We start from the raw sequence: 22,046 nt of genomic DNA on the forward strand, positions 1-22,046 counted from the left end.
CGTCGGCGGGAACCAGAAGCCGTTCTTCGGCAGGTCACAGGCCGGGGACCAGCGCTCGCCGCCCTCCGACTCGCCGATGTCGGACAGCTCATGCGGATCTTCGCCAGCTGCTCTGCAGGAGTTGATGGCACCGACGTCGGTGTTCTTGTCGAGGCGGGTCGCCCACGCGCAGCGTGGACATCCGGCGCTTGAGCCGCTCGAGCACCTCGTCGGCGACCGACTCCTGCACGAGCAGGCGCGAGCCGGCGCAGCAGACGTGGCCCCGGTTGAAGAAGATGCCGTTGACGATGCCCTCGACGGCCCGGTCGATCGGGGCGTCGTCGAAGACGATGTTGGCGGCCTTGCCGCCGAGCTCGAGGGTGACCTTCTTCTTCGTGCCCGCCACCGCCCGGGCGATGGCCTTGCCGACCTCGGTGGAGCCGGTGAAGGCCACCTTGTCGACGTCGGGGTGGGCCACGATCGCTCGGCCGGTCGCTCCGGCACCGGTGACGATGTTGACGACGCCGGGCGGCAGGTCGGCCTGCTGGCAGATCTCGGCGAAGAGCAGCGCCGTGAGCGGCGTCGTCTCGGCCGGCTTGAGCACGACGGTGTTGCCGGCCGCCGGGGCGGGCGCGATCTTCCACGCGAGCATCAGCAGCGGGAAGTTCCACGGGATGACTGGCCGGCCACGCCGAGCGACTTCGGGTCGGGGCCGAGGCCGGCGTAGGACAGCTTGTCCGCCCAGCCGGCGTAGTAGAAGAAGTGCGCCGCGACGACCGGGATGTCGACGTCGCGCGACTCCTTGATCGGCTTGCCGTTGTCGATCGACTCGAGGACGGCGAGCTCGCGCCCGCGCTCCCGGATGATCCGGGCGATGCGGTAGAGGTACTTCGCGCGCTCGCTGCCGGGCATCCGGCCCCACACGCGGGAGTGGGCGCGACGGGCGGCCCTGACCGCGAGGTCCACATCCGACTCGTCGGCCTCCGCGACCTCGGCGAGCACCTCCTCGGTGGAGGGACTGATCGTCTTGAAGCTCTTGCCGTGCCCGTCGACGAACTCACCGTCGATGAAGAGGCCGTAGGACGCCTTGATGTCGACGATCGACCGCGACTCGGGAGCGGGTGCGTATTCGAAGAAGGGGGTGGCCTTCTCGGGAACCTTGACCATGTGCGTGTCCCTCAGTCCGGGGTGAAGTAGTCGGGGCCGGAGTAGCGGCCGGTGAGCATCTTGGTGCGCTGCATCAGCAGGTCGTTGAGCAGCGTGGAGGCGCCGAAGCGGAACCAGTCCGGGTCGAGCCAGTCGGGGCCGGCGACCTCGTTGACCATCACGAGGTACTTGATGGCGTCCTTGGTGGTCTTGATCCCGCCGGCGGGCTTCACGCCGATCATCTGGCCGGTCTGCTCGCGGAAGTCGCGGACCGCCTCGAGCATGATCAGGGTGACCGGCAGCGTGGCCGCGGGCTGCACCTTGCCGGTGGAGGTCTTGATGAAGTGGCCGCCGGCCATCATGGCCAGCCAGCTCGCACGCCGGACGTTGTCGTAGGTCTGCAGCTCGCCGGTCTCGAAGATGACCTTGAGGTGGGCAGGTCCGCAGGCCTCCTTGACGGCCACGATCTCGTCGTGGACCTCGAGGTAGCGACCGGACAGGAACGCGCCCCGGTCGATCACCATGTCGATCTCGTCGGCCCCGGCCTCGACGGCGTCACGGGTGTCGGCCAGCTTGATGTCGAGGGCCGCCCGACCGCTCGGGAACGCGGTGGCGACGGCCGCGACCTTGACTCCGGAGCTGCCGAGGGTGGCCTTCGCGGTGGCGACCATGTCGGGATAGACGCAGACGGCCGCGGTCATCGGGCACGTCGGGTCGGCAGGGTCGGGGTGCATGGCCTTCGACGCCAGCGCTCGCACCTTCCCGTGGGTGTCGGCACCCTCGAGCGTGGTGAGGTCGACCATGCGGATCGCGAGGTCGATGGCGAAGCTCTTGGCGGTCGTCTTGATCGACCGGGTGGCCGAGCCCGCGGCCCGCGCCTCCGCCCCGACTCGGTCGACGCCGGGCAAGCCGTGCAGGAAGCGGCGCAGGGATGACTCCGACGAGGTGATGTCGTCGAAGACTCCCGCACTCGCCGTTGAGGCAGAAGTTGTCGTCACCGAGCCAGCATAGGGTTGGGAGGGGCAGCCGGGGCAAACAAGAGGAGTGCAATGCCGGAGGAGAAGAGCGACGAGATTCGGTTCCGACCCACGAGTGGTCGGACCCCGGGCAGCGTCGCCGTGATCGGTGGTGTGGTGGTCCTCGCGATCGCCGTCGCGGACCCGGGTTCGGTGCCGGCTCCACTGGCCGCCGTGGTCGCGCTGTTCGCGGTCCCGGCACTGGGCGTCGATGCTCTGGCCGCGGGTCTCGCTCACGGCCGACGACCCGGTGCTGCGCACGATGGTCGAGCGCCAGCGGCTGCCGCTGGCGGCGATCGAGGAGCTCGCCGTACGCCGGGTGATGGCCGTGAAGGTGGGCGAGAAGCGCTATGTCTCGAGTGCCCTCGGCCGGCCGTTGCGCAAGGCCCCGGGGATCGGGGTGCCCAAGGACGACAAGCCGACCGGTGAGGTCGACTACGTCGACCACGTCGAGCAGCAGATCCGCGACCGGATGGAGCAGGCGCGCGCGGCGGCGGGCGTCGGCCTCCTCTCGGACGAGCAGCTGGCCCCGGCGCAGGGCGTACGCCGCGAGCCGGCGTGGTTGCCGATCGGGCTGATCTCCGTGACGGTGCTCGCCCTGATCGTCTCGGTCCTGCTCTGACTCAGAGGCCCGCGGCCACCTTGATGTCGCCCTTGATGGCGTCGAGGCGGCCGGCGGCGGCGATCCGTGCGGCGTCGACGCCGTCCTCGGGGTCGACGCCGATGACGACCTCGAGGTAGCACTTCACCTTGGGCTCGGTGCCGCTCGGCCGGACGATCACCCGAGCGCCGTCGGCCAACGCGAACCGGAGCCCGTCGGTCGGCGGGAGGGCGTCGCTGCCCGGGGAGAGGTCGTCGATGCGCTCGACCGCCAGCCCGCCGAGACTGGCGGGCGGCGTCTCGCGCAGCCGTTGCATGGTGGCCGGGATCTCGGCCGGGTCGTCGAAGCGCACGGAGAGCTGGTCCGTCGCGTGCAGGCCGTGCTCGGCCGCGATGTCGTCGAGGAGGTCGTTGAGCGTTCTGCCATCGGCCTTGGCGGCGGCGGCGATCTCGCACATCAGCAGCAACGCCGAGACGCCGTCCTTGTCCTTGACGTGGTCGGGATCGACGCAGTAGCCGAGCGCCTCCTCGTAGCCGAACGCGAGGCCCGGTGCTCGGCTGATCCACTTGAAACCGGTCAGCGTCTCCTCGTGCGGCTGGCCGGCGGCCTCCGCCATCTTGCCCAGCAGGCTCGAGGAGACGATCGAGTTGGCGTAGGTGCCCTCGTGCCCGAGGGCGAGCAGGTGGTGGCCGAGGAGTGCGCCGACCTCATCGCCCCGCAGCATCCGCCAGCCGTGGGGGCCGCCCGGCACGGCCACGGCGCACCGGTCGGCGTCGGGGTCGTTGGCGACCACGATGTCGGCCTTCTTCTCGGCCGCGAGCGCCATGGCGAGGTCCATCGCGCCGGGCTCCTCCGGGTTGGGGAACGCCACGGTCGGGAACTCGGGGTCCGGCTCCTCCTGCTGCGCGACCACGTGCGGTGCGCTGAAGCCGGCGGTCTCGAGGACTCGGATCACCGAGTCGCCGCCGACGCCGTGCAACGGCGTGTAGACGATGGTGAGGTCGCGCGGGCCGTCACCGGCGAGGCCGGCCACCCGGTCGAGGTAGCGGTCGACGATCTCCTCCTCGACGGTGATCCCGGCGCTGCCGCGTGGCACGTCGGCCATGGCCCCGACTGCCGCGATCCGCTCGGCGATCTCGATGTCGAACGGCGGCACGATCTGGCTGCCGTCGCCCGGGTAGACCTTGTAGCCGTTGTCCTGCGGCGGGTTGTGGCTCGCGGTCACCATCACCCCGGCCGCGCAGCCGAGCTCTCGGATCGCGAACGCGAGCAGCGGCGTGGGCAGCGGCCGCGGCATCACCAGCGCCTTGAACCCCGCACCGGTCATCACCTCGGCGGTGTCGCGAGCGAAGGCATCGCTGTTGTGGCGGGCGTCGAAGCCGATGACGACGCTGCCGCCTGCGTGACCGGTGTCCTTGAGGTACGCCGCCAGCCCGGCCGCAGCACGGGTCACCACGATGCGGTTCATCCTGTTCGACCCCGCGCCCAGTGCGCCGCGCAGTCCCGCCGTACCGAACTCGAGGGTGCCCGCGAAGCGGTCGGCGAGATCCGCGTCGTCACCGCCGGCATCGACCGCCGCGATCGCCTGCTCCAGCTCGGCCTTCGTCTGCGGGTCCGGGTCCTCCGCGGCCCGGGCACGTGCGCGGGCCAGCAGGTCGGCGGCAGTCTTCTCGGCCGGGGGTGGTGTCGGTCATGGGGTGACGCTATCTCCCGCTCGACTAGCGTGGCAGCGTGCGCGCCTTCCACTTCGAGTCGACGTGGGAGGTGGTCGCGCCACTGGCCGACGTGCACGCCGTGCTGGTCGACCCGGAGCACTATCCCGACTGGTGGCCGCAGGTGCTGGCCGTGGCCAAGATCGACGACGAGACCGCCCGCGTGCTGTGCCGGTCGACGCTGCCCTACACGCTCGACCCGGTCCTCGGGGCCGTGCACCGTGAGCCGACGCTGCTGGAGACGACGATCTCCGGCGACCCGGCCGGGTCTGTTCGTTGGCGGCTCACGGCGATCCCCGGCGGCACCCGGCTCGACTACGAGCAGGAGGTCGACGTCACCGCGCGTCCCGGCCCTCCCGGCGCGCCCGCTCGGGCCGGTGCTGCGGTGGAACCACGACCGGATGATGGCCGGGTGCCGCGACGGGCTCGTGCGGGCGCTGGCCACGGAGCGGTGACTCAGGCGTCGATGCTCGACATGTCGCCGTACCGCGCTCCGACCACGGCGTCGCGGGGGACGGCCGCATCCAGTCCGCGAGGTCGTCGGCGGTGAGGTCGACGTCGAGGGCGCCGACGTTCTCCTCGAGATACTTCACGCGCTTCGTGCCGGGGATCGGCACGACGTCGTCGCCCCCGGGCGAGCACCCACGCGAGCGCCAGCTGGCCGGGTGTGCAGTGCTTGTCCTCGGCGATCCGACGGACCTTGTCGACGAGCACGAGGTTGGCGTCGAGCGCCTCGCCGTTGAGCCGCGGGAAGTAGGCGCTGGTGCGGGAGTCGCCCGGCTCGAGGGTGCCCCGGGTGATCGCGCCGGTGAGGATGCCGCGGCCGAGCGGGGAGTAGGGCACGAGGCCGATCCCCAGCTCGCGGATGACGGGAAGGATCTCGTCCTCGAGGTCGCGGGTGAAGAGGGAGTATTCCGTCTGGAGCGCCGTGATCTGGTGGGTGGCGTTGGCCCGGCGGATCGTGTCGGCTGCCGCCTCGGACAGCCCGAGGTGGCGCACCTTGCCGGCCGCGACCAGCTCGCCCATGGCCCCCGACAGTCTCCTCGATCGGGACCGACCGGTCGACGCGGTGCTGGTAGTAGAGGTCGATGTGGTCGACGCCGAGGCGCTGGAGCGAGGCGTCGCAGGCGGACCGGACGTAGTCCGGACTGCCGTTGATGCCGACCCGGGTGCCGTCGGGATTGCGCTCGTTGCCGAACTTCGTCGCCAGCTGCACCTCGTCGCGCCGGCCGGCGATGGCCTTGCCGACGAGCCCCTCGTTGGTGAAGGGGCCGTACATGTCGGCGGTGTCGAGGAAGGTCACGCCGAGGTCGAGGGCACGGTGGATGGTGTCGATGCCCTGCTGCTCGTCGGCCGAGCCGTAGAACTCCGCTCATCCCCATGCAACCGAGGCCGAGCGCGGAGACGGTCAGGTCACGAAGCTGTCGCTGTGGTGTCGTCATGCTTCGAGTCAACGCCTTGGAGCGCGCTCGAAGTCAAGCCCTCGTAGAGGTCGATCTTGTAGTCGATGGCGCCCGAGGTTGGAACGCACCTCGGCGAGCTGTCGCAGCACCCGCTCCCGGTGCGCCCTGAGCAGGTCGAGGCGTTCGGTCTCGTTGCCGCTGCCTGCGCGGACGAGGGCGGCGTACAGCTTCACGTCGCGGATCGGCATCCCCGTCGCGCGGAGCTTGGCGATCAGCGTGATCCAGCTCAGGTCGGACTCGTCGTAGGCCCGATGTCCCGACGCGGACCGGCGGACCGGTGCGCGCATCAACCCGTCGCGCTCGTAGTAGCGCAGGGTGTGCGCCGTGAGTCCGGTCTGCTCGGCGGCCTCGGCGATGGTCAGGCTCATGGCGTCAGTGTCCGCCTTCGAGTGCACTCGAAGTCAAGCCCTGGTTGCCGAGCGCGGGACGGTAGAACTCCTCGCCGGCGAACGGTCCGCCCACGTGCGCCGCCTCGGCGTCATCGACATCTCGTACGGCGACGTGGTCGGCGTACGCCTCGGCATCGTCGACGGGGTCGTAGCCGAGCCGGCGGCCGGGCTCGAGGTCCCACCAGGCGGGGGTGTTGTTGCTGATGCCGTAGAGCACCGCGAAACCGGGCGACGAGGCAGTGAGGGCCGCCTCGACCATCCGCACGCAGTCTTCGTGCGAGAGCCACGTGGACAGGGCGCGAGTGGTGCCGGGCTCGTCGAGGAACGACCCGATGCGACAGGCGATCGCGTCGATCGAGTGGCGGTCGGCATACAACCGCATCAGCGCCTCGGCAGCGACCTTGCCGACGCCGTAGAACGTGTCGGGTCGTGGGAGGGCGTCGTCGGAGATGACGCCCTCGGCCGTGGAGGCGCGCGGTGTGCGGCCGACGGCGTGGTTGGAGCTGGCGTAGACGAAGCGGCTGACCCGGTGCGCGACGCAGGCGTCGAGCAGGGCGGCCGTGGTGATCACGTGCGATGTCAGCGAGGTGGGCAGGTCGGCCTCGCCGGGGTGGCCCGCGAGGTGCACGACTGCGTCGAGACGCTCGTCGGCGAAGACCGCCTGCACCGCCCGGGCGTCGCTGCAGTCGGCGGTGTGCCGGGGCCCGGTGAACCCGTCGGGCTCGGGCACGAGGTCGAGGCCGACGACATCGTGACCCCGGTCGCCGAGCCCGAGGGTGACGACGCGGCCGATGGAGCCGGCCGCGCCGGTGACGAGGATGCGCATGCGCGCCAGCCTAGGAGACTCCCGGGTCAGATCCGCGGGACGATCTGGCCGAGCAGGTCGCCCATCCGGCTGGCTGCGGCCCTGCCGGCCTCGAGCACCTCTTCGTGGTTGAGGGGTTCGCCGGTGATGCCGGCGGCGAGGTTGGTGACCGGGCTGATGCCGAGCACCTCCATGCCCGCTTCGCGGGCGGCGATCGCCTCGAGCGTGGTGCTCATCCCGACGAGGTGCCCGCCGATGGCGCGAGCCATGCCGATCTCGGCGGGGGTCTCGTAGTGCGGCCCGGGGAACTGGACGTAGACGCCCTCGTCGAGCGTCGGGTCGATCTCCTTGCACAGGGCGCGCAGGCGGGGGAGTAGAGGTCGGTGAGGTCGACGAAGTTGGCGCCCTCGATCGGGCTGGTCGCCGTCAGGTTGATGTGGTCGGAGATCAGCACCGGCTGGCCGGGCTGGAAGGTCTCCTTGAGCCCGCCGCAGCCGTTGGTGAGCACGATGGTCGAGCAGCCCGCGGCCGCGGCGGTGCGGATCGGGTGCACGACGGCGGCGACGCCCTTGCCCTCGTAGAAGTGCGTGCGGCTCAGGAAGACCAGCACGTTCTTCTCACCGACCTTGATGCTGCGGATCTTGCCCGCGTGGCCGGCGACGCCGGCGGCGTGGAAGCCGGGCAGGTCGGTGGTGTCGATCTCCGCGGTGGGTGCGCCGAGCGCGTCGACGGCGGGCAGCCAGCCGGACCCGAGGACGAGGGCGACGTCGTGGCGGGTGACGCCGGTGAGCTGGGCGAGCGTCTTGGCCGCCTCGTGGGCGAGGATCTGGTGGTCGTTCACGGCGCAGAGCCTAGTGCTGCCAGACCCGCCGTGGCCCCTTCTCCGGAGTGGCGACCTCGGCCGTCTGGTCCCAGACCCGACGCCACTGGGCAGTGGCGGGTCCGGACGGGTCGGGAGTGCTGCCGGACGCGGCGCGGCGCCGGGCCTCCCACCACGTGCTCTGCTCCTCGTCGAGCAGGGCGGCGACAGCGTCGCGGATCCCGGGCGCGAACTCGCGGGGCGACTCGTCGACGCCGGGGCGCAGCGGCTCGCCGAAGCGGACCGTCAGGCGGCGACGGCCCGGGCTGGGCCAGCCCCGGCCGCGCGGCATGGCGGCGAACGTGCCGCGGTGCGCGATCGGCACCACCGGGACTCGGTGGTGGGTGGCCGGGTAGGCCGCGCCGTACTGGAACCTCCCGACGTAGCCGTCGACCGAGCGGGTTCCCTCGGGGAAGATCACCGGGGCTCCAGCCGTCGGTCAGCACCTCGCCCGGCGTGGTCGCCATGGTGCCGCCGCGGCGCTCGATCGGGAACGTGTTGAAGACGATCGACGAGCCGACGGCCCGCCACCAGTGTCGAAGAAGTAGTCGGCCGCCGCCGCGACTGCGGGTCCTGCGCCGCCACTCCTTGGGCAACGACAACAGGATCAGCGGGGTGTCGAGGTGGCTGGCGTGGTTGGCCACGAAGATCACCGGACCCTCGAGCCCGGTCAGCACGTCGATGCCCTCCACGTGGGTGCGCACCTGCGAGGCGGAACAGCGGCTCCCGGGGCGCCCTTCTGCACGGCCTCCCGGGCGATCTTCGCCGGTCGCCGCCGCGCCCAGTCGGTGCGGAAGACGGTGGACTGCTGCGCCGGCACGAAGGGCTCGGCCGAGCGGGGCACCCGGGAGCGACGGCCCCAGCGCCAGCCGTCCGCCATCCGCCGTACGTCGGAAGCGCCGTCCTTCAGCCGGGCCATCACGTCACGTCCGCGATCAGGTGGGGCGGGTTGTGGAGGTAGGAGATCGACGGGCTGGTGCCGACCGTGCTCGATGCCATCTCGAGGGCGTCCGACAGCGACGAGGCGGCGCGGAAGCCGAGCCCGGATGCCACCTTCCGGTCGGCGCCGACCCAGATGACGTCGGCGACGTGGTCCATCGCATGCGCCGCCCAGTACCACATGTAGAACGGGTGGACGCCGTGGTAGGCGTGCGAGGTGCGGTAGAGGTGGACGTACCACGGGTCCTCGGCGAACTGCTTCTCGTACTTCTCCGCGATCACCGCCGGATCGGTCGACTCGGCGAGGATCTCCTCGTAGAAGTCGACGTAGCTCGGATGGTGCAGCTGGTTGAAGCCCTCGTTGAGCGGGTGGTAGAGGATCACGGCGCCACCACGGCGTACGACCGGCTGCCCGCGGTAGGAGTTGAAGAAGTAGCCCAGCCCCATGCAGGTCGCGAGGATCGGGTTCATCGACGAGTTGACGTTGTAGGGACCGAGGTAGGGCACGCCCATCACCAGCACGTCGGTCTGCCCCTGCACCTCGACCAGCTGCTGGCGGTGCACCATCTCGATGGTCCGCTCGTGCACGGCCTCGACCTCTCCGGCATTGATCCCCGTCAGTCCGTACGGCGAACGCAGGTCGTGGAAGAGCTTGTGCCGCAGCCTCCGGGGAGCCGCGCCGAGCGCTCGGCGTACGGCAAGCATCGAGGCCCTGGTCGCGCACCGACCACTCCCACTCGCGCTTGAGCAGGAAGTCGTAGGGGGCGCCGAAGACGTCGTTGTTCAGCGTCGTCTCGATCTGGAAGATGTCGAGGTGGTCCTTGAGCAGGCGCCCCATCCGCCGGGCGGAGTGGTGCAGGTGGCTCTTGGTGTGGTCCATGAAGGAGTGCGAGTGGACCATCGTCTTGGGGTTGTGGTGGTGCCGCAGCGACTTGTAGGACGCCGGGCCGATGGGCACCGACTTGTGGCCACCGTCCATCGCGACGAGGTTGACGTTGACGTAGACCAGCAGGTCGGACTCGGCGGCCCGGCGGTTGATCTCGACGTCCTCGCCCTTGTCGGTCATCCCGATGTGCAGCAGGTCGTCGCGGTCCTCGGCGTCGTGGTTGTAGAGGTCGCCCTGCGGGAAGAAGGAGCGGAAGACGCGCTCGCCGACGATGTGCTTGAGCTCGGCCGGCGTCATCCGCCGGTGCAGCGCGTTGGCGGCGATGATCTTGACGTCGTCGACACCGGCGGCGGCCGCCAGCGTCAGCACCGCCTCGATGATCCGCTGCCGGATGTCGGGCGCCTTCATCGGCGGCAGCGGCAGCGAGATGTCGTCGAAGGCGATCGTCAGCCGCATCCCGGCCCGCAGCTTGGTGGGCAGCGGGTCGGCGTCGACGGGGTTGAGCAGCGCCTCGCGGATGGCGGTGTCGACGTCGTCGATCGCGGGCAGCGACTCCGGTGGGTAGATGACGCGGGTGCCCCGGGGGAAGTCCTCCAGCCGGAACCCGAGGCCCTCGTGGACCACCAGCGGCGGCGTGCGGTCATCCACCTCGAGCACGAATCCCGGACGGCTCATTGTCATCCCTTCCCCGGACGGGTCGAACGCGACCTTGACGCTGCCGAGTCGGCCGGCGCCGTGGGCGTGGTCGAGGGCCTCGCGCCAGCGGTGCAGCGGATAGCTGGCGACGCCCTTGGCGAGCTGGCTGACCGCGTCTCCGGCCACCAGCTCGGTGGCGATGTCGAAGGCGCTGCGTCCTCCGGGCTCCTGTCGCGCGGACGAGTAGGAGCCGATCACCTCGAGCTCGCGGAACCACGCGGCGGACAGGTCGGCGGCGGCCGGCATGCCGGACAGCACGACGCGACCACCGGCCCCGGTCGTGTTGAGCGCCGTCTCCAGCGAGCCCTTGCTGCCGACCGCGTCGATGGCGATGTCGACCCCGCCCGGGAGGTACGGCGCCGAGTACTCCGGCATGACCGCGAAGGCACCGGTCGAGCGCCGGAGCCGGCGGAGCACCTCGCCCGGACCGACCACCTCGGTGGCGCCGAGCAGGAGCGCGAGCTCCCGCTGGTGGGCGTGCTTCGCGACGACGGTGATCTCGCCGGCGGAGGTCAGGCTGCGCAGGGCCAGCGTCGTCAGCAGGCCGACGGAGCCGGCGCCGCTCACGAGCACCCGGGCGTTGTCCTCGACCCGGGCGCGCAGCGCGGTGTGGACGGCACAGGCGATCGGCTCGATCAGGATCGCCTGCTCGTCGGAGAGTCCCTCGGGCACCACGTGCAGCTGGCTGCGGTGGGCGACGAGCATCTCGCCCCAGCCGCCGCCCGTGTCGGTGCAGAAGCCGGTCTGCAGCCCGGGGGAGAGGTGGCCGACCGTGATCCGGCTGCACCGGTTGGTCAGTCCTTCGGCGCAGGAGTCGCACGGCTCCACGCCGCGGGCAGCACACGTGAGCACCGGGTCGATCACCACGCGCGTCCCGGCCGGCAGGTCCTCGCAGTCGTCGAGCAGGTCGGCGACGACCTCGTGGCCGGGCACGAAGGGCATCGACACCAGCCCGGAGAAGTAGCGGCTGGTGCGACCGGACAGGGCGCCCGTGGTCGGAGCCGCAGACCCCGGACAGGCGCGTCTTCAGCCGCGCCCAACCGGGGGCGGTCGACCTTCGGCTCGTCGATCGTCACCGGGCGCAGTGGAGCGGCGTAGCCGGACAGGATCCCGGGGAGCCGGTCGCCGACGGCCCGCCCGGCCGGGTGGCGGGGGAGCGAGCGGTACATCTGCAGCGCCAGCATCATCGCCGTACTCCTGCTGGGTTCACGGGACGGGATGCGGCATCGGGACTCGCCCAGTCGACGATCGTCCAGTGCTGGCGGCGAGCGTGCCGCGACAGCGAGACGTCGGGACTGACCGCCACCGGCCGGCCGACCGCGGCCGGGAGGGGGAGGTCGGAGTGGCTGTCGGCATAGCCGTAGCTCTGCGCCGGTCGATGCCCTCGGTCGCGGCCCAGTGCCGCATCCACGCGGCGCGGGACTCGCCCACCAGCGGTGAGGCGGCCGGAAGCCGGTGCAGATGCCGCGGTCGTCGGCGGCCGGGTCGGCCGCCTCGATGTGGTCGAAGAGCGGCGCGATCGGCCGGGTGAGGGGACGGATGGCGCCGGTGATGAGGATCGTGGGGTGGCCTGCCGCGCGGTGCTCCCTGATGCGGCGTACGGCGCCGGGCGCGAGTCGCGACAGGACGTGGTCGGTGAGCACCTCGTCGACGACGGCGTCGAGATCGGCGAGGCGGGCGCCCTCGTACTCGCGGTAGATCGAGCGCAGGAAGGCGCTGCGCTCACGTCGCTCGGCTCGCACCGGGCCCGGCAGCCGGGCCGCGATCCGGCCGAGCTCGCCGACACGCTCGGCCGGCGACAGCTCCCGGAGCCGCATCCAGAGATAGGTCTCGATGACGTTGGACGAGAGCAGCGTGCCGTCCATGTCGAAGAACGCGGCGACCCGTCCCTCGGCGGCCTGCTTCACCGGCTTGAGCGTCCCGGTGTCCTGCTTGGCGCGACCGCGGCGGACGTCGTCGAGTGCCCGGATCGGTGCGGTGACCGCGGGGCAGTGGATGTCGCGGAGGTAGTGGTCCCAGTCGACCTCGTGGATGTCGAACCCGAACGCCACGCGATCATCGGGGTGCAGGCTCTCGAGCAGCGCGCGGGTGTGCGCGTCGTCGAAGCGCAGCTCGGCTTCGGCGTACTCCCGATAGAGGTCGAGGTAGCGGCGCAGGAACTCCAGCCGTCGGCCCTGCCGGTCGAGGTTGCGCGCGATCGACAGCGTGCGGGTGCTGCGCGGCGCGTGCCCGACGACGTAGTCGGCGACCTTGTGCGCGCTCGCTGGTGGACAGCAGTCGTTCGACGCTCTGCGCGCCGGGGAAGCGCCACTCCGGCAGGCGCGCCGACCCGCGGTCGCCGTTGGTGAAGGGGTGCTCGTCGAAGTAGGCGCGCACGCAGGCGTACAGGCGCCGGAAGGTCAGCGGGTTCCGCGCCCCGGAGACGACGTGGAAGTAGGCCGCGGCGCCGGCCTGCGGAGGGTTCGCGAGCACCGCCACGATCGCGGCGACGACGTGGTCGACCGGGACGATGTCGACGATGGTGTCGCCCGCCGCGGGGAACTCGGGGAGCTCGCCGCGGCCGTAGGCCGGGATCAGCGGCTCGGCCATCTTGAAGCCCTCGATCCAGCCGGGGTGCGGCCTCGTGAGGGCGGACTCGATGATGCTGGGGCGGACGATCGTCGTCGGCGCGGTGGCGCGCGCTCCTCGACGACGCGCTCGCCGAGGGCCTTGGTGAAGGTGTAGCAGTCGGTCCAGCCGAGCGACCTCGCGCGCTCGGTGCCGACGCGCACGAGCTCCTTCGTCACCCAGTCGCGACGGTCGGCCTCGGAGGCCGACGCCGCGGTGAGCAGGCCGGCGCGCCCGTGCTGGCGCTCCGCCTTCGACCGCAGCCCGGCCAGCACGTCGGCCGACCGGGACGCGTGCTCGACGACCCGGCGCTGCGCCATGCCCCACTCGGTCTCGGCGTCGACGTCGACCGTGTGCTCGACGGGCGCCTCGGGGATCGCGCCGCGACGGCGGCCGGCGACATAGGCCGTGGAGACGTGGACGTAGTGGACCTCCGGGCCGACCTCGGCGATCCGCTCGAGCAGCCCACGGGTGCCGAGCACGTTGGTGCGGAAGCCCTCGTCGACGGGCGGGTCGAAGGAGACATCACCGGCACAATGCACGACGGCGTCGAGGTCGTCGGGAAGCGGCGGTACGTCGCCCGGGTCGCCCTCCGGGACACGGATCCGTGACGACATGACGGCGTCGGTCCCGCCCGCGGCCTCGACGGTGGCCGCGAAGATCGGCTTGCCGATCAGGGACCTGATCCGGTCGGTGCCGGAGGTCGAGCCCTTCGGCCTCACGAGCAGGGTGAGGGCGGTGTCGGGAGTCTCGCTCAGCAAGAGCTCGAGCAGCGCCTCGCCCACGAAGCCGGTGACGCCCGTGAGCAGGAGGTGTCGACCGGCCAGTCGCTCAGCGATCCGCCCGGCGTCACTTTCCCCCGACCCGCTCGGAGGTTCCCGACACGGGGGCCTGTCTATCAGCCCGGCGTCAACGCGTCGACCGTCACGACGCCGAGGCGGACCCGCTGCGGGTGGTCACCGACCGCCGGGTAGGCGATCTCCTTCCCCGGTCTCGAAGTCGATGACCGCGACCGCGTCGCTGCCGCTGAGCGAGATCCAGCAGGTGTTCCCGGGCCCCTCGGTCGACCAGTAGGGCTTGAGGTAGTCGTGCCCGGTCGTGGTCCGGTCGAAGATCTTGTGGCGGGTGCTGGTCCGGCTGACCGGGGCGACGTAGTCGTCCATCGTGCCGGCGGCACACAGCGCCGTACCGGCCTCGTCGATCGCCAGCCCGTGGTGGGCCGAGTCGTTGACGTAGAGCTCGAGCGGCATGTCCGGCACCCGGTTGGGCAGCGGGAGCAGGCGGCGTACGGCGCCGGTGCGCGGCTCGGGCTTCGCGCCCGTCGAGTAGTCGACGACGCCGTTGAGGTCCTTGGCCCCGGTGTCGAACTCGACGATCCCGTGGAAGTAGGACACCCGGAAGTAGATGAAGCGCTCGCCCGGCGCGATCGCCATCGGCCGGACCGCCGAGCTCATGTCGGGATGGCCGGCCTCGGCGAGCTCCTTGCCCATGTCCCATCGCTTCGTCACCGCGAAGTCCTTGGTGCGCACGATCTCGAACCAGCGGTCGCCCTTCGCCTCGTCGTGCAGCGGACCCAGCTTCACCGGTCCGAGCGCGGTCGCGTCGCCGGGCGTGTAGACCTTGCCGATCGAGGCGTGGAAGACCCGTTTGCCGTCGGCGGAGTAGTTGTTCTCGTGCGGGGTCTCGCCCGACTCGAAGGAGCGAAGCCGATCGCCCATCGTGATCTTCCGGCCGTTGCGCAGGGTCTGGTCGACCATGGAGAACTCGATCACCCGGCGCTCCGTGGAGTCGCTCACCAAGAGGCGCCTGCCGCTGGGGGACAGGCCCATGTGGTCGGTGCGCTGCCCGTCCATCTGTTGCTCGCGGACGATCGCGTCGGGGTCGCCGGCGATCGCCTTGGCGATGTCGATCCACACGATGTCGGCGAAGCTCGGCCGGCTCACGGCCGGGTAGCGGCCGTCATTCGTCGTGAACATGTCGTCGACGAGCTGGTCGTGCCCCTCACCGGGACCCTGCTGGATGATCAGGTAGTAGGCCGGGTCCACCGGGTTGCTGCGGATGTCGGCGAGCTCCTGCTCCCGGTCGGGGACCGGTCGATGCCGCGCTTGAGCACCTTGTGCGTGTGGGCGTCGACGATCGTGGCCGTGCCGGCCCAGTTGTTGCCGACGAACATCACCTCGTGCAGCCGGTCGCCACCGGCTCGCGCCTCGCCCTCGGGCGCTGCCGCGGCGGCCGGTTGGACGAGCAGGGCGAGGGTCACGGCGATCAGGGTCGTACGGCGCATGGCACCTCAACGACGCGATGTCGGCTCGGGCTATGGGTGAGGATGACGGGCATGGAGTTCTACGAGTACGACACCCGCGTGGCGGCGTACGCCGTGATCGTCGACGGTGACCGGGTCCTGCTGTCCCGGTGGAACGGCGAGGGGCACGCCGACCCTGCCCGGTCGCTGCCGGGCGGCGGTGTGGACTCCGGAGGAGACGGCGTCGCAGGGCGTGGTCCGCGAGGTGCTGGAGGAGACGGGCTTCCACGTCGAGCCGACGGGGCTGCTGGAGATCGACTCGTTCGTCAAGGCTCCGGCCGAGCGCGTGATCGCGACGGACCGCTGGGTGCGACACCTGCGGATCATCTACTCCGCCCGCGTCACCGGCGGCGCGCTCGGGACCCTCGAGGTCGACGGCTCGACCGACTACGCCGACTGGGTGCCGATCTCCTCGGTGCCCGACCTGCCGCGCGTGCCGCTGGTCGATGTCGCGCTGGGTGCCCGGCTGGACCGGCGGCGCGAGTCGCCCTGAGTCGTCGTCAGGGGCCGTTGGAGCGGCAGGCGCGGCGCCGGAGCGCGGCGACGTAGTCGGCCGGTGCATCCGCCGCCTCGGCGGCGTCGGCCGAGACACCGAGGTAGAGCGCGGACGGCAGGCCACCCTCGTAGGCGTCCGGGACGTAGGCCCAGACGAGGACCTCGCCGCTCAGGGTGGACACCCGGACGCGGGTCTTGCGGTAGAGACCGGTGTCGGCGGAGTCCCAGCTGTCGAGGCCGGCCTCGTCCTCCGGTGTGACGTCGTAGATCGCGACGAAGACCTGCTCGATCGGGTCCTCGACGATGGTCGCGAGCGCGCCGTCCCAGCCGTGCTCCTCGCCGCCGAACGTCAACCGCCAGCCCCTGAGCCAGCCCGTGCTGCGCAGCGGCGAGTGGGGGCATCGTTCGCTCATACGGCCCGGGTCCGGGTTGGTCCCGTAGGCGGCATAGAGCGTCACGGGGCAAGGGTAGCCGGGTCCGGCCCGGCCGATAGGGTGTGGCCCGTGACCGACACGCATTTCGACACCCTTGTCCTCGGCGCCGGCCCCGGTGGCTACGTCGCCGCGATCCGCGCCTCACAGCTCGGCCAGAAGGTCGCCGTCGTGGAGGAGAAGTACTGGGGCGGTGTCTGCCTCAACGTCGGGTGCATCCCGTCCAAGGCGCTGCTGAAGAACGCCGAGCTGGCGCACACGCTCCAGCACGAGAAGGCGAAGTTCGGCATCGAGGGCGACGCCACGATGTCCTTCGGCCCGACGCACAAGCGCTCGCGCGACGTGAGCGCCGGCATCGTCAAGGGCGTCCACTTCCTGATGAAGAAGAACAAGATCACCGAGGTCGACGGCTGGGGCACCATCACCAGCCCCACGTCGGTCGACGTGAAGACGAAGGACGGCGCCACCACGCCGTACACCTTCGACAACCTGATCATCGCGGCCGGCGCGACCGTCCGCCTCGTGCCGGGCGTGACGCTCTCGGACAACGTCGTGACCTACGAGGAGCAGATCCTCAGCGACCAGCTCCCCGAGTCGATCATCATCGGCGGCTCCGGCGCGATCGGCGTCGAGTTCGCCTACGTCATGGCCAACTTCGGCGTCGACGTGACGATCGTGGAGTTCCTCGACCGGATGGTGCCGACCGAGGACGCCGACGTGTCCAAGGAGCTGGCCCGGCACTACAAGAAGCTCGGCGTGAAGGTGCTGACCAGCACCGCCGTGAAGAATGTCGAGGACACCGGCTCCGGCGTCAAGGTGACGGTCGCTCCGGCGGCCGGTGGCGACGAGCAGGTGCTCGAGGCCGGCAAGTTCTCGGCCGCCTTCGGCTTCGCCCCGCGCGTGGCGGGCTTCGGCCCGGAGAACATAGGCGTCGCCGTCTCCGACCGTGGCGCGATCGAGATCGACGACTACATGCGCACCAACGTCCCCAACGTCTACGCCATCGGTGACTGCACCGGCAAGATGATGCTCGCCCACGTCGCCGAGGCCATGGGCATCGTGGCGGCCGAGACCATCAGTGGCGCCGAGACGATGGCGATCAACTACGACATGGTCCCGCGCGCGACCTACTGCAACCCGCAGATCGGTTCCTTCGGCTACAGCGAGGCGCAGGCCAAGGAGAAGGGCTACGACGTCAAGACGGCGACCTTCCCCTTCACCGCCAACGGCAAGGCCATGGGCCTCGGCGAGGCGGTCGGCTTCGTGAAGGTCGTCGCCGACGCGGAGCACAACGAGATCATCGGCGCCCACATGATCGGACCCGGTGTCACCGAGCTGCTGCCGGTCCTGACGCTGGCCCAGCAGTGGGACCTCACTGCTGATGAGGTCGGGCGCAACGTGTTCGCGCACCCGACGCTCTCCGAAGCCGTCAAGGAAGCCATTCACGGCATCGCCGGCCACATGATCAACCTCTGATGCCCACCTCCTCCAACCGCGTCGTCATCATCGGCGGCGGCCCCGGCGGCTACGAAGCCGCTCACGTGGCAGCGCAGCTCAGGGGCCGAGGTCACCGTCGTCGACACCGACGGCATCGGGGGATCGGCGGTCCTCACCGACTGCGTCCCCAGCAAGACCCTGATCGCGACGGCCGAGCTGATGACCGAGGTGGCAGACTCGGCCGAGCTCGGCATCGACTTCGCCGACCACGAGGGCGACGCGGCGACGTCGATCAAGGTCGACCTCGGCAAGGTCAACGCTCGCGTCAAGCAGCTCGCGACAGACCAGTCCACCGACATCGCGGCCCGCCTCGAGCGCGACGGCGTGCGGGTCATCAAGGGCCGGGGTCGACTCGGCCCAGACCTCACGGTCACCGTCGGCGACGAGACCCTGCAGGCCGACTCGATCCTCATCTCCACCGGCGCCGCACCGCGCACCCTGCCGAGCGCGCAGCCCGACGGCGAGCGCATCCTCACACGGGAGCAGGTCTACGACCTGACCGAGGTGCCCGAGAAGCTCATCGTCGTCGGCTCCGGTGTCACCGGTCTCGAGTTCGCCAGCGCCTACCTCGCACTCGGCATCCCGGTCACCCCCGGTCAGCTCGCGGGACCGCGTGCTGCCCGGTGAGGACGCCGACGCCAGCGCCGTACTCGAGGAAGTGTCGATCCGCCGTGGCATGGAGGTGCTCGGGCAGTCGCGCATGGAGTCGGTGACACGGTCCGGAGACGTCGTCACGGTCCGGCTCACCGACGGCCGCGAGGTCACCGGCTCGCACTGCATCCTCGGCGCTCGGCTCGATCCCCAACACCGCCGACCTCGGACTCGAGGACGCCGGCGTCGAGACCGACGACGGCGGCTTCATCAAGGTCGACCGCGTCTCACGCACGTCCGCTCGCGGGGTGTACGCCGCCGGCGACTGCACCGGAGTCCTGATGCTCGCCTCGGTGGCCGCGATGCAGGGCCGGATCGCCATGTGGCACTTCCTCGGCGACGCCGTGGCGCCGCTCGACCTGAAGAAGGTCTCCTCCAACGTCTTCACCGCCCCCGAGATCGCGACGGTCGGCTGGTCGCAGCAGGCCGTCGACGCCGGCGAGATCCGTGCCGACGTCGTGATGCTGCCGCTCGCGGGCAACGCGCGGGCCAAGATGCAGGGCGTACGCGACGGGTTCGTCAAGCTCTTCATCCGCCCCGGCACCGGCATCATCGTCGGGGGAGTGGTCGTCGGACCGCGCGCCTCCGAGCTGATCCACGTCGTGTCCCTCGCGGTCGCCGAGTCGCTGACCGCGGACAAGCTCGCCCGGGCGTTCACGGTCTACCCGTCGCTGAGCGGCTCGATCGCCGAGGCTGCTCGCCGGTTGCACAAGGTCTGACGCTCGGGTGTTGCCCGACCCCACGTCCAGACTCCGCTTCCGTGAGATGACGGAGACCGACCTGCCGGACATCACGACGCTGGACGTCGCCGCCTCGCGAGGGCCGGAAGGCTGGATCGCCCTGGAACCGGCGCAACTATGCCGAGCTCGGGTTCGGGTTGTGGGTGATCGAGACCCACGCGGGGAGTTCGTCGGTGACTGCGGCTTGACCATGCAGGAGGTGGACGGCAGCTGGTGGGTCGAGGCCGGTTGGCACGTGCGCTCCGACCTGTGTCGTCAGGGGTATGCGACGGAGGCGGCCGTGGCCGTGCGAGAGACCGCTCGCGTCGCCGGTGTCGAGCACTTGATCGCGATCATCCGTCCGCACAACGTGGCCTCGCAGCGGGTAGCGGCGAAGGTCGGACTCGTCCTCGAGCGCGAGATCGACAAGTTCGGCGGTCCGGCCCCCGGTCTTCGGCGCACGCCCGGGGCTCTGACCCCGGTCAGGCCGTTTCGCAGATGTAGATCTGTAGCGCCGCGTCTGCGGTGAATGGCGTACGGGACCAGTCTCCGAAGCGTTCCACGACCCGGAGACCGCCGAGCGAGAGCAGCAGCGGCAGTTCTTGGGGGAAGATGCACCTGATCTCGAGCGGCGCGATCACGAAGTCGGGCTTGGAATCGGTCGAGAAGAACCACCTCCCGCGGGTCACCTGCGCGGCCGCGTCGTAGGTCTCCGCGACATCGACATGCACGACGCCACGATCGGGATCCACGAACGACAACGCGTCGCGCCTGCGTCGCGTGCCGTCGGCTCGGGCAAGCATGTGCACGCTCGGGTTGAACACGTCGAAGCCGAGCCGCGCTCCGGGCGCCAGTGTCGTCGCACCGACCGGAAGCAGCGCACCAAGTCCTCAGCTTCCAGCAGATGGAGCAGTGAGTTCGCGGCGATGAGCACGAGGTCGAACGTTCGGTCCAGGTCGAACTCGCGCATGTCGCCCTGCACCCACTCCACGTCCACGCCGCGCTCGTCCGCCTTGCGCCGAGCCTCGGCAAGCATGTGCGGCGACAGCTCGAGGCCCGCGCACGGATGACCGTCGGACGCGATCGGGATCAGCTTCCGTCCCGTACCACTTCCGAGTTCCGGGACGGAGCCGCCTTGTTGATCGGCCTCGGTCCGGTAGAAGTCGACGGCTTGCTCTCGTCCGGGAAACAGTCGGTCGTACAACGTCGCATCCGAGTAGAACTGCTCGCTCATGAGGTCTCGCTCCATGCCGGATCTCGGGACAGCGCCCACTCCTCGGCGAGCAGCGCATACTCCACCTCGTCCAGCCAGCCAAGGATCCGGTGCCACAAGGCCTTGCGGGCCACGCGCTCCCCGGCGCATGCCCGCGCGCTGGAGCACAGCTACGGACGCAATGTTGTCGGCGTTTGCGGCGGCCGTGACCCGCCGCAGGCCGAGCCCGTCGAACGCCGCGCACAGGAGTGCTCGCGCGGTTGCCGTACCGACGCCTCGTCCTGCGACCCGGGGGTCAACGATGTAGCCGATGACGCCGTCCGTGCCCGTGGGACGTCCGGGCTGACCGGGACCATCAACGACGTCGAGGAACCCCATCGCCACGACACGGCCGTCCAGCTCCACGACGCAGGAGTAGTCCGTCGGGTTGCTCGGTACGGCGAGCCACTCACGGCGCAAGTCGTCGGGATCCACGAAGGTGCGCACCATGAAGTGATTGACCCCGGGGTCGTTCCGGAAGGCCTGCAAGGCCTCGATGTCCGACGCGACGGCCTCACGGAAGAGGAGGCCATCTCTCCGCATCGGCCAAGGACCCTCATGCATGGCCCAGAGCGTTGCAGGCCCACCACCGGGCGGCAACGGGATTTGGACCTTCGGCAGACGGTGCTCGCCGGGGCGGTGGGCCGCGATCAGCGGTTCTTGCGTGCCTTCCCGGCGACTCTGATCCCCGCGGTCGAGGTGATGAACTTGTGGATCACCGGGTTGTTGACCTCGCCGTACACACCCGGAAACGCGGGTACGGCGCATCCGAGTCCGTAGCTGACGATGCCGACTCGGACACGGCGACCGTTGGCGAGGTTGCCGAACAACGGGCCACCCGAGTCGCCCCGGCAGGAGTCACCACCCAGTGTCTCGGCACAGAGCTCGGAGCCCGGTTGGAAGCCCATCAGCCCGTTCGTCACGCAGTTCTCGTCCGCGACCGCCTCGACGTCGACCGCCTTCAGGTTCGCCGAGACGAACGGCGAGCCGAAGAACTCCGTCCCCCAGCCGGCAACCGTGAGCGGCGCACCGTCCTGTTCGAGGCTGTTGTCCCTGAGCGGGACCAAGGAGATCGCCGGCGCAGCGATGTCGCTGGAGACGTGGATCAGCGCCGCGTCGAAGGTGCCGGTCTCCTCGTAGTCGGGGTGCACGACGATCCGGTCGACTGACAGGGTCTGCCCGGTCGAGAGATCGTCGATGTTGGTCCGGCCGACACCGACTCGGATGTCTTGCGGGTTGGTGTCCACCATGCAGTGGGCAGCCGTGAGCACCCACCGCTTCGCGACCACCGAGCCGCCGCAGAAGTGGCCGTCGCTGCCTGAGGAGCCCTTGTCCCGGATCGAGGCCATGAACGGGAATTCGCCGTCCCGGGCTTGGTAGCCCCCGACGATGGCTTCGGCTGGGCCGCTCGCGAGTCCTGAGGCGAGAGCGAGCCCGAGGCCGGCAACGCCGGCGGTCAGACGGGACGGGAGACGCATGGGGGTCCTTCCAGTAGTGGCCCAGACCAGTTCCAACGACTCGACCGCCCTCGGGGTTATCCCGCCCGGTCGGGGTTTGCCCCGTTGAGTCCAAAGCGTGCAGCAACCGCGCGTATCGCGGCA

21 protein-coding genes and 4 pseudogenes are annotated in these 22,046 nt (G+C 70.5%); 6 read left to right on the forward strand and 19 right to left on the reverse strand.

What is annotated here, in order from left to right; genetic code table 11:
- Positions 1 to 88 precede the first annotated feature (88 nt).
- From LP418_RS29940 to deoC, 3 genes are read right to left on the reverse strand one after another with little or no spacing between them, the layout of a single operon-like run.
- The gene (locus LP418_RS29940) at positions 89 to 631 is read right to left on the reverse strand and encodes an aldehyde dehydrogenase family protein (protein WP_272496277.1); all 543 of its coding nucleotides are present in this window, start codon (positions 629 to 631) and stop codon (positions 89 to 91) included.
- A complete protein-coding gene (locus tag LP418_RS18060) occupies positions 631 to 1,146 on the reverse strand; it encodes an aldehyde dehydrogenase family protein (RefSeq protein WP_257953110.1) in 516 nt (171 codons plus the stop codon). Before LP418_RS18060 ends, LP418_RS29940 begins: the two co-directional genes overlap by 1 nt.
- An 11-nt stretch (positions 1,147 to 1,157) precedes the next feature.
- Positions 1,158 to 2,123 carry a deoxyribose-phosphate aldolase gene (gene deoC / locus LP418_RS18065; RefSeq protein WP_257953111.1) on the reverse strand — a complete coding sequence of 322 codons (966 nt, stop codon included), beginning with the start codon at positions 2,121 to 2,123 and terminating at the stop codon, positions 1,158 to 1,160.
- Between the two features lie 229 nt (positions 2,124 to 2,352).
- Between deoC and LP418_RS18070 the strand changes: the two genes are divergently transcribed.
- On the forward strand, positions 2,353 to 2,763 hold the full coding sequence (locus LP418_RS18070; RefSeq protein WP_257953112.1) for a hypothetical protein: 411 nt from the start codon (positions 2,353 to 2,355) through the stop codon (positions 2,761 to 2,763).
- Position 2,764: 1 nt separating this feature from the next.
- Here LP418_RS18070 and LP418_RS18075 read toward each other — a convergent pair whose 3' ends face one another.
- Positions 2,765 to 4,336 (reverse strand): phospho-sugar mutase, encoded by a 1,572-nt coding sequence (locus LP418_RS18075; protein ID WP_442940279.1) that lies wholly within the window; start codon positions 4,334 to 4,336, stop codon positions 2,765 to 2,767.
- Entirely contained in the window at positions 4,299 to 4,436 is a 138-nt protein-coding gene (locus LP418_RS33780; RefSeq protein ID WP_442939942.1) for a hypothetical protein, read from the reverse strand. Before LP418_RS33780 ends, LP418_RS18075 begins: the two co-directional genes overlap by 38 nt.
- A gap of 37 nt (positions 4,437 to 4,473) precedes the next feature.
- Between LP418_RS33780 and LP418_RS18080 the strand changes: the two genes are divergently transcribed.
- Positions 4,474 to 5,004, forward strand: coding sequence for an SRPBCC family protein (locus LP418_RS18080; RefSeq protein WP_257953113.1), 531 nt, complete (start codon positions 4,474 to 4,476; stop codon positions 5,002 to 5,004).
- On the opposite strand, the gene LP418_RS18085 is transcribed toward LP418_RS18080, so the two are convergent.
- From LP418_RS18085 to LP418_RS18140, 11 genes and pseudogenes are all read right to left on the reverse strand, one after another.
- On the reverse strand, positions 4,911 to 5,480 hold the full coding sequence (locus LP418_RS18085; RefSeq protein WP_257953114.1) for an aldo/keto reductase: 570 nt from the start codon (positions 5,478 to 5,480) through the stop codon (positions 4,911 to 4,913). The two genes, LP418_RS18080 and LP418_RS18085, sit on opposite strands and share 94 nt — an antisense overlap.
- A gap of 67 nt (positions 5,481 to 5,547) precedes the next feature.
- Positions 5,548 to 5,757 (reverse strand): annotated as a pseudogene (locus LP418_RS18090) (aldo/keto reductase); the annotation flags it as partial.
- 147 nt (positions 5,758 to 5,904) lie between these two features.
- Positions 5,905 to 6,285 carry a MerR family transcriptional regulator gene (locus tag LP418_RS18095; protein ID WP_272496278.1) on the reverse strand — a complete coding sequence of 127 codons (381 nt, stop codon included), beginning with the start codon at positions 6,283 to 6,285 and terminating at the stop codon, positions 5,905 to 5,907.
- Positions 6,286 to 6,289: 4 nt separating this feature from the next.
- A complete protein-coding gene (locus tag LP418_RS18100) occupies positions 6,290 to 7,132 on the reverse strand; it encodes an NAD-dependent epimerase/dehydratase family protein (protein ID WP_257953115.1) in 843 nt (280 codons plus the stop codon).
- 26 nt (positions 7,133 to 7,158) lie between these two features.
- A pseudogene (locus LP418_RS33785) lies at positions 7,159 to 7,952 on the reverse strand (purine-nucleoside phosphorylase).
- Between the two features lie 10 nt (positions 7,953 to 7,962).
- Complete coding sequence (locus tag LP418_RS18115) at positions 7,963 to 8,391, reverse strand: lysophospholipid acyltransferase family protein (RefSeq protein WP_257953117.1); 429 nt, start codon at positions 8,389 to 8,391, stop codon at positions 7,963 to 7,965.
- 249 nt (positions 8,392 to 8,640) lie between these two features.
- On the reverse strand, positions 8,641 to 11,433 hold the full coding sequence (locus LP418_RS18120; RefSeq protein WP_257957085.1) for a lactate racemase domain-containing protein: 2,793 nt from the start codon (positions 11,431 to 11,433) through the stop codon (positions 8,641 to 8,643).
- A complete protein-coding gene (locus LP418_RS18125; protein ID WP_336276098.1) occupies positions 11,352 to 12,656 on the reverse strand; it encodes a haloacid dehalogenase-like hydrolase in 1,305 nt (434 codons plus the stop codon). The genes LP418_RS18120 and LP418_RS18125 overlap by 82 nt, the downstream gene beginning before the upstream one ends.
- Positions 12,547 to 13,883, reverse strand: a pseudogene (locus tag LP418_RS18130) (SDR family oxidoreductase). The gene LP418_RS18125 and the pseudogene LP418_RS18130 overlap by 110 nt, the downstream one beginning before the upstream one ends.
- A 171-nt stretch (positions 13,884 to 14,054) precedes the next feature.
- A complete protein-coding gene (locus LP418_RS18135) occupies positions 14,055 to 15,143 on the reverse strand; it encodes a YncE family protein (RefSeq protein WP_257953118.1) in 1,089 nt (362 codons plus the stop codon).
- Positions 15,122 to 15,382, reverse strand: coding sequence for a hypothetical protein (locus LP418_RS18140; protein ID WP_257953119.1), 261 nt, complete (start codon positions 15,380 to 15,382; stop codon positions 15,122 to 15,124). The genes LP418_RS18135 and LP418_RS18140 overlap by 22 nt, the downstream gene beginning before the upstream one ends.
- A 178-nt stretch (positions 15,383 to 15,560) precedes the next feature.
- Here LP418_RS18140 and LP418_RS18145 point away from each other — a divergent pair, with 178 nt between their 5' ends.
- Positions 15,561 to 15,893 (forward strand): NUDIX hydrolase, encoded by a 333-nt coding sequence (locus LP418_RS18145; RefSeq protein ID WP_257953120.1) that lies wholly within the window; start codon positions 15,561 to 15,563, stop codon positions 15,891 to 15,893.
- A 7-nt stretch (positions 15,894 to 15,900) separates the two neighbouring features.
- Here the strand turns inward: LP418_RS18145 and LP418_RS18150 are convergent, their stop codons facing one another.
- Positions 15,901 to 16,353: a gamma-glutamylcyclotransferase gene (locus tag LP418_RS18150; RefSeq protein WP_257953121.1), complete on the reverse strand. Its 453-nt coding sequence runs from the start codon at positions 16,351 to 16,353 to the stop codon at positions 15,901 to 15,903.
- Positions 16,354 to 16,398: 45 nt separating this feature from the next.
- Between LP418_RS18150 and lpdA the strand changes: the two genes are divergently transcribed.
- The 3 genes and pseudogenes from lpdA (at position 16,399) to LP418_RS18165 (ending at position 19,722) form a co-directional block, all read left to right on the forward strand.
- Entirely contained in the window at positions 16,399 to 17,802 is a 1,404-nt protein-coding gene (lpdA, locus tag LP418_RS18155) for a dihydrolipoyl dehydrogenase (RefSeq protein ID WP_257953122.1), read from the forward strand.
- Positions 17,802 to 19,193: pseudogene (locus LP418_RS18160) on the forward strand (NAD(P)H-quinone dehydrogenase). The gene lpdA and the pseudogene LP418_RS18160 overlap by 1 nt, the downstream one beginning before the upstream one ends.
- A gap of 7 nt (positions 19,194 to 19,200) precedes the next feature.
- Positions 19,201 to 19,722 carry a GNAT family N-acetyltransferase gene (locus tag LP418_RS18165; protein WP_257953123.1) on the forward strand — a complete coding sequence of 174 codons (522 nt, stop codon included), beginning with the start codon at positions 19,201 to 19,203 and terminating at the stop codon, positions 19,720 to 19,722.
- Between the two features lie 156 nt (positions 19,723 to 19,878).
- On the opposite strand, the gene LP418_RS18170 is transcribed toward LP418_RS18165, so the two are convergent.
- Together LP418_RS18170 and LP418_RS18175 are read right to left on the reverse strand one after the other, a co-directional pair.
- Positions 19,879 to 21,009 carry a bifunctional GNAT family N-acetyltransferase/class I SAM-dependent methyltransferase gene (locus LP418_RS18170; protein WP_257953124.1) on the reverse strand — a complete coding sequence of 377 codons (1,131 nt, stop codon included), beginning with the start codon at positions 21,007 to 21,009 and terminating at the stop codon, positions 19,879 to 19,881.
- A gap of 86 nt (positions 21,010 to 21,095) precedes the next feature.
- Positions 21,096 to 21,923: a S1 family peptidase gene (locus LP418_RS18175; protein ID WP_257953125.1), complete on the reverse strand. Its 828-nt coding sequence runs from the start codon at positions 21,921 to 21,923 to the stop codon at positions 21,096 to 21,098.
- Between the last annotated feature and the right edge of the window lie 123 nt (positions 21,924 to 22,046).

The organism is Nocardioides sp. B-3, from assembly GCF_024703895.1.
Classification (GTDB): Bacteria; Actinomycetota; Actinomycetes; order Propionibacteriales; family Nocardioidaceae; genus Nocardioides.

Bases quoted from the DNA above. Each gene is read 5' to 3' on its own strand.
- LP418_RS29940 (WP_272496277.1), bottom strand. From the start codon at position 631: ATGCTCGCGTGGAAGATCGCGCCCGCCCCGGCGGCCGGCAACACCGTC.
- LP418_RS18060 (WP_257953110.1), bottom strand. From the start codon at position 1,146: ATGGTCAAGGTTCCCGAGAAGGCCACCCCCTTCTTCGAATACGCACCC.
- LP418_RS18070 (WP_257953112.1), top strand. From the start codon at position 2,353: ATGCTCTGGCCGCGGGTCTCGCTCACGGCCGACGACCCGGTGCTGCGC.
- LP418_RS33780 (WP_442939942.1), bottom strand. From the start codon at position 4,436: ATGACCGACACCACCCCCGGCCGAGAAGACTGCCGCCGACCTGCTGGC.
- LP418_RS18085 (WP_257953114.1), bottom strand. From the start codon at position 5,480: ATGGGCGAGCTGGTCGCGGCCGGCAAGGTGCGCCACCTCGGGCTGTCC.
- LP418_RS18095 (WP_272496278.1), bottom strand. From the start codon at position 6,285: ATGAGCCTGACCATCGCCGAGGCCGCCGAGCAGACCGGACTCACGGCG.
- LP418_RS18100 (WP_257953115.1), bottom strand. From the start codon at position 7,132: ATGCGCATCCTCGTCACCGGCGCGGCCGGCTCCATCGGCCGCGTCGTC.
- LP418_RS18120 (WP_257957085.1), bottom strand. From the start codon at position 11,433: ATGCCCTTCGTGCCCGGCCACGAGGTCGTCGCCGACCTGCTCGACGAC.
- LP418_RS18140 (WP_257953119.1), bottom strand. From the start codon at position 15,382: ATGCGCCGTACGACCCTGATCGCCGTGACCCTCGCCCTGCTCGTCCAA.
- LP418_RS18170 (WP_257953124.1), bottom strand. From the start codon at position 21,009: ATGCATGAGGGTCCTTGGCCGATGCGGAGAGATGGCCTCCTCTTCCGT.
- LP418_RS18175 (WP_257953125.1), bottom strand. From the start codon at position 21,923: ATGCGTCTCCCGTCCCGTCTGACCGCCGGCGTTGCCGGCCTCGGGCTC.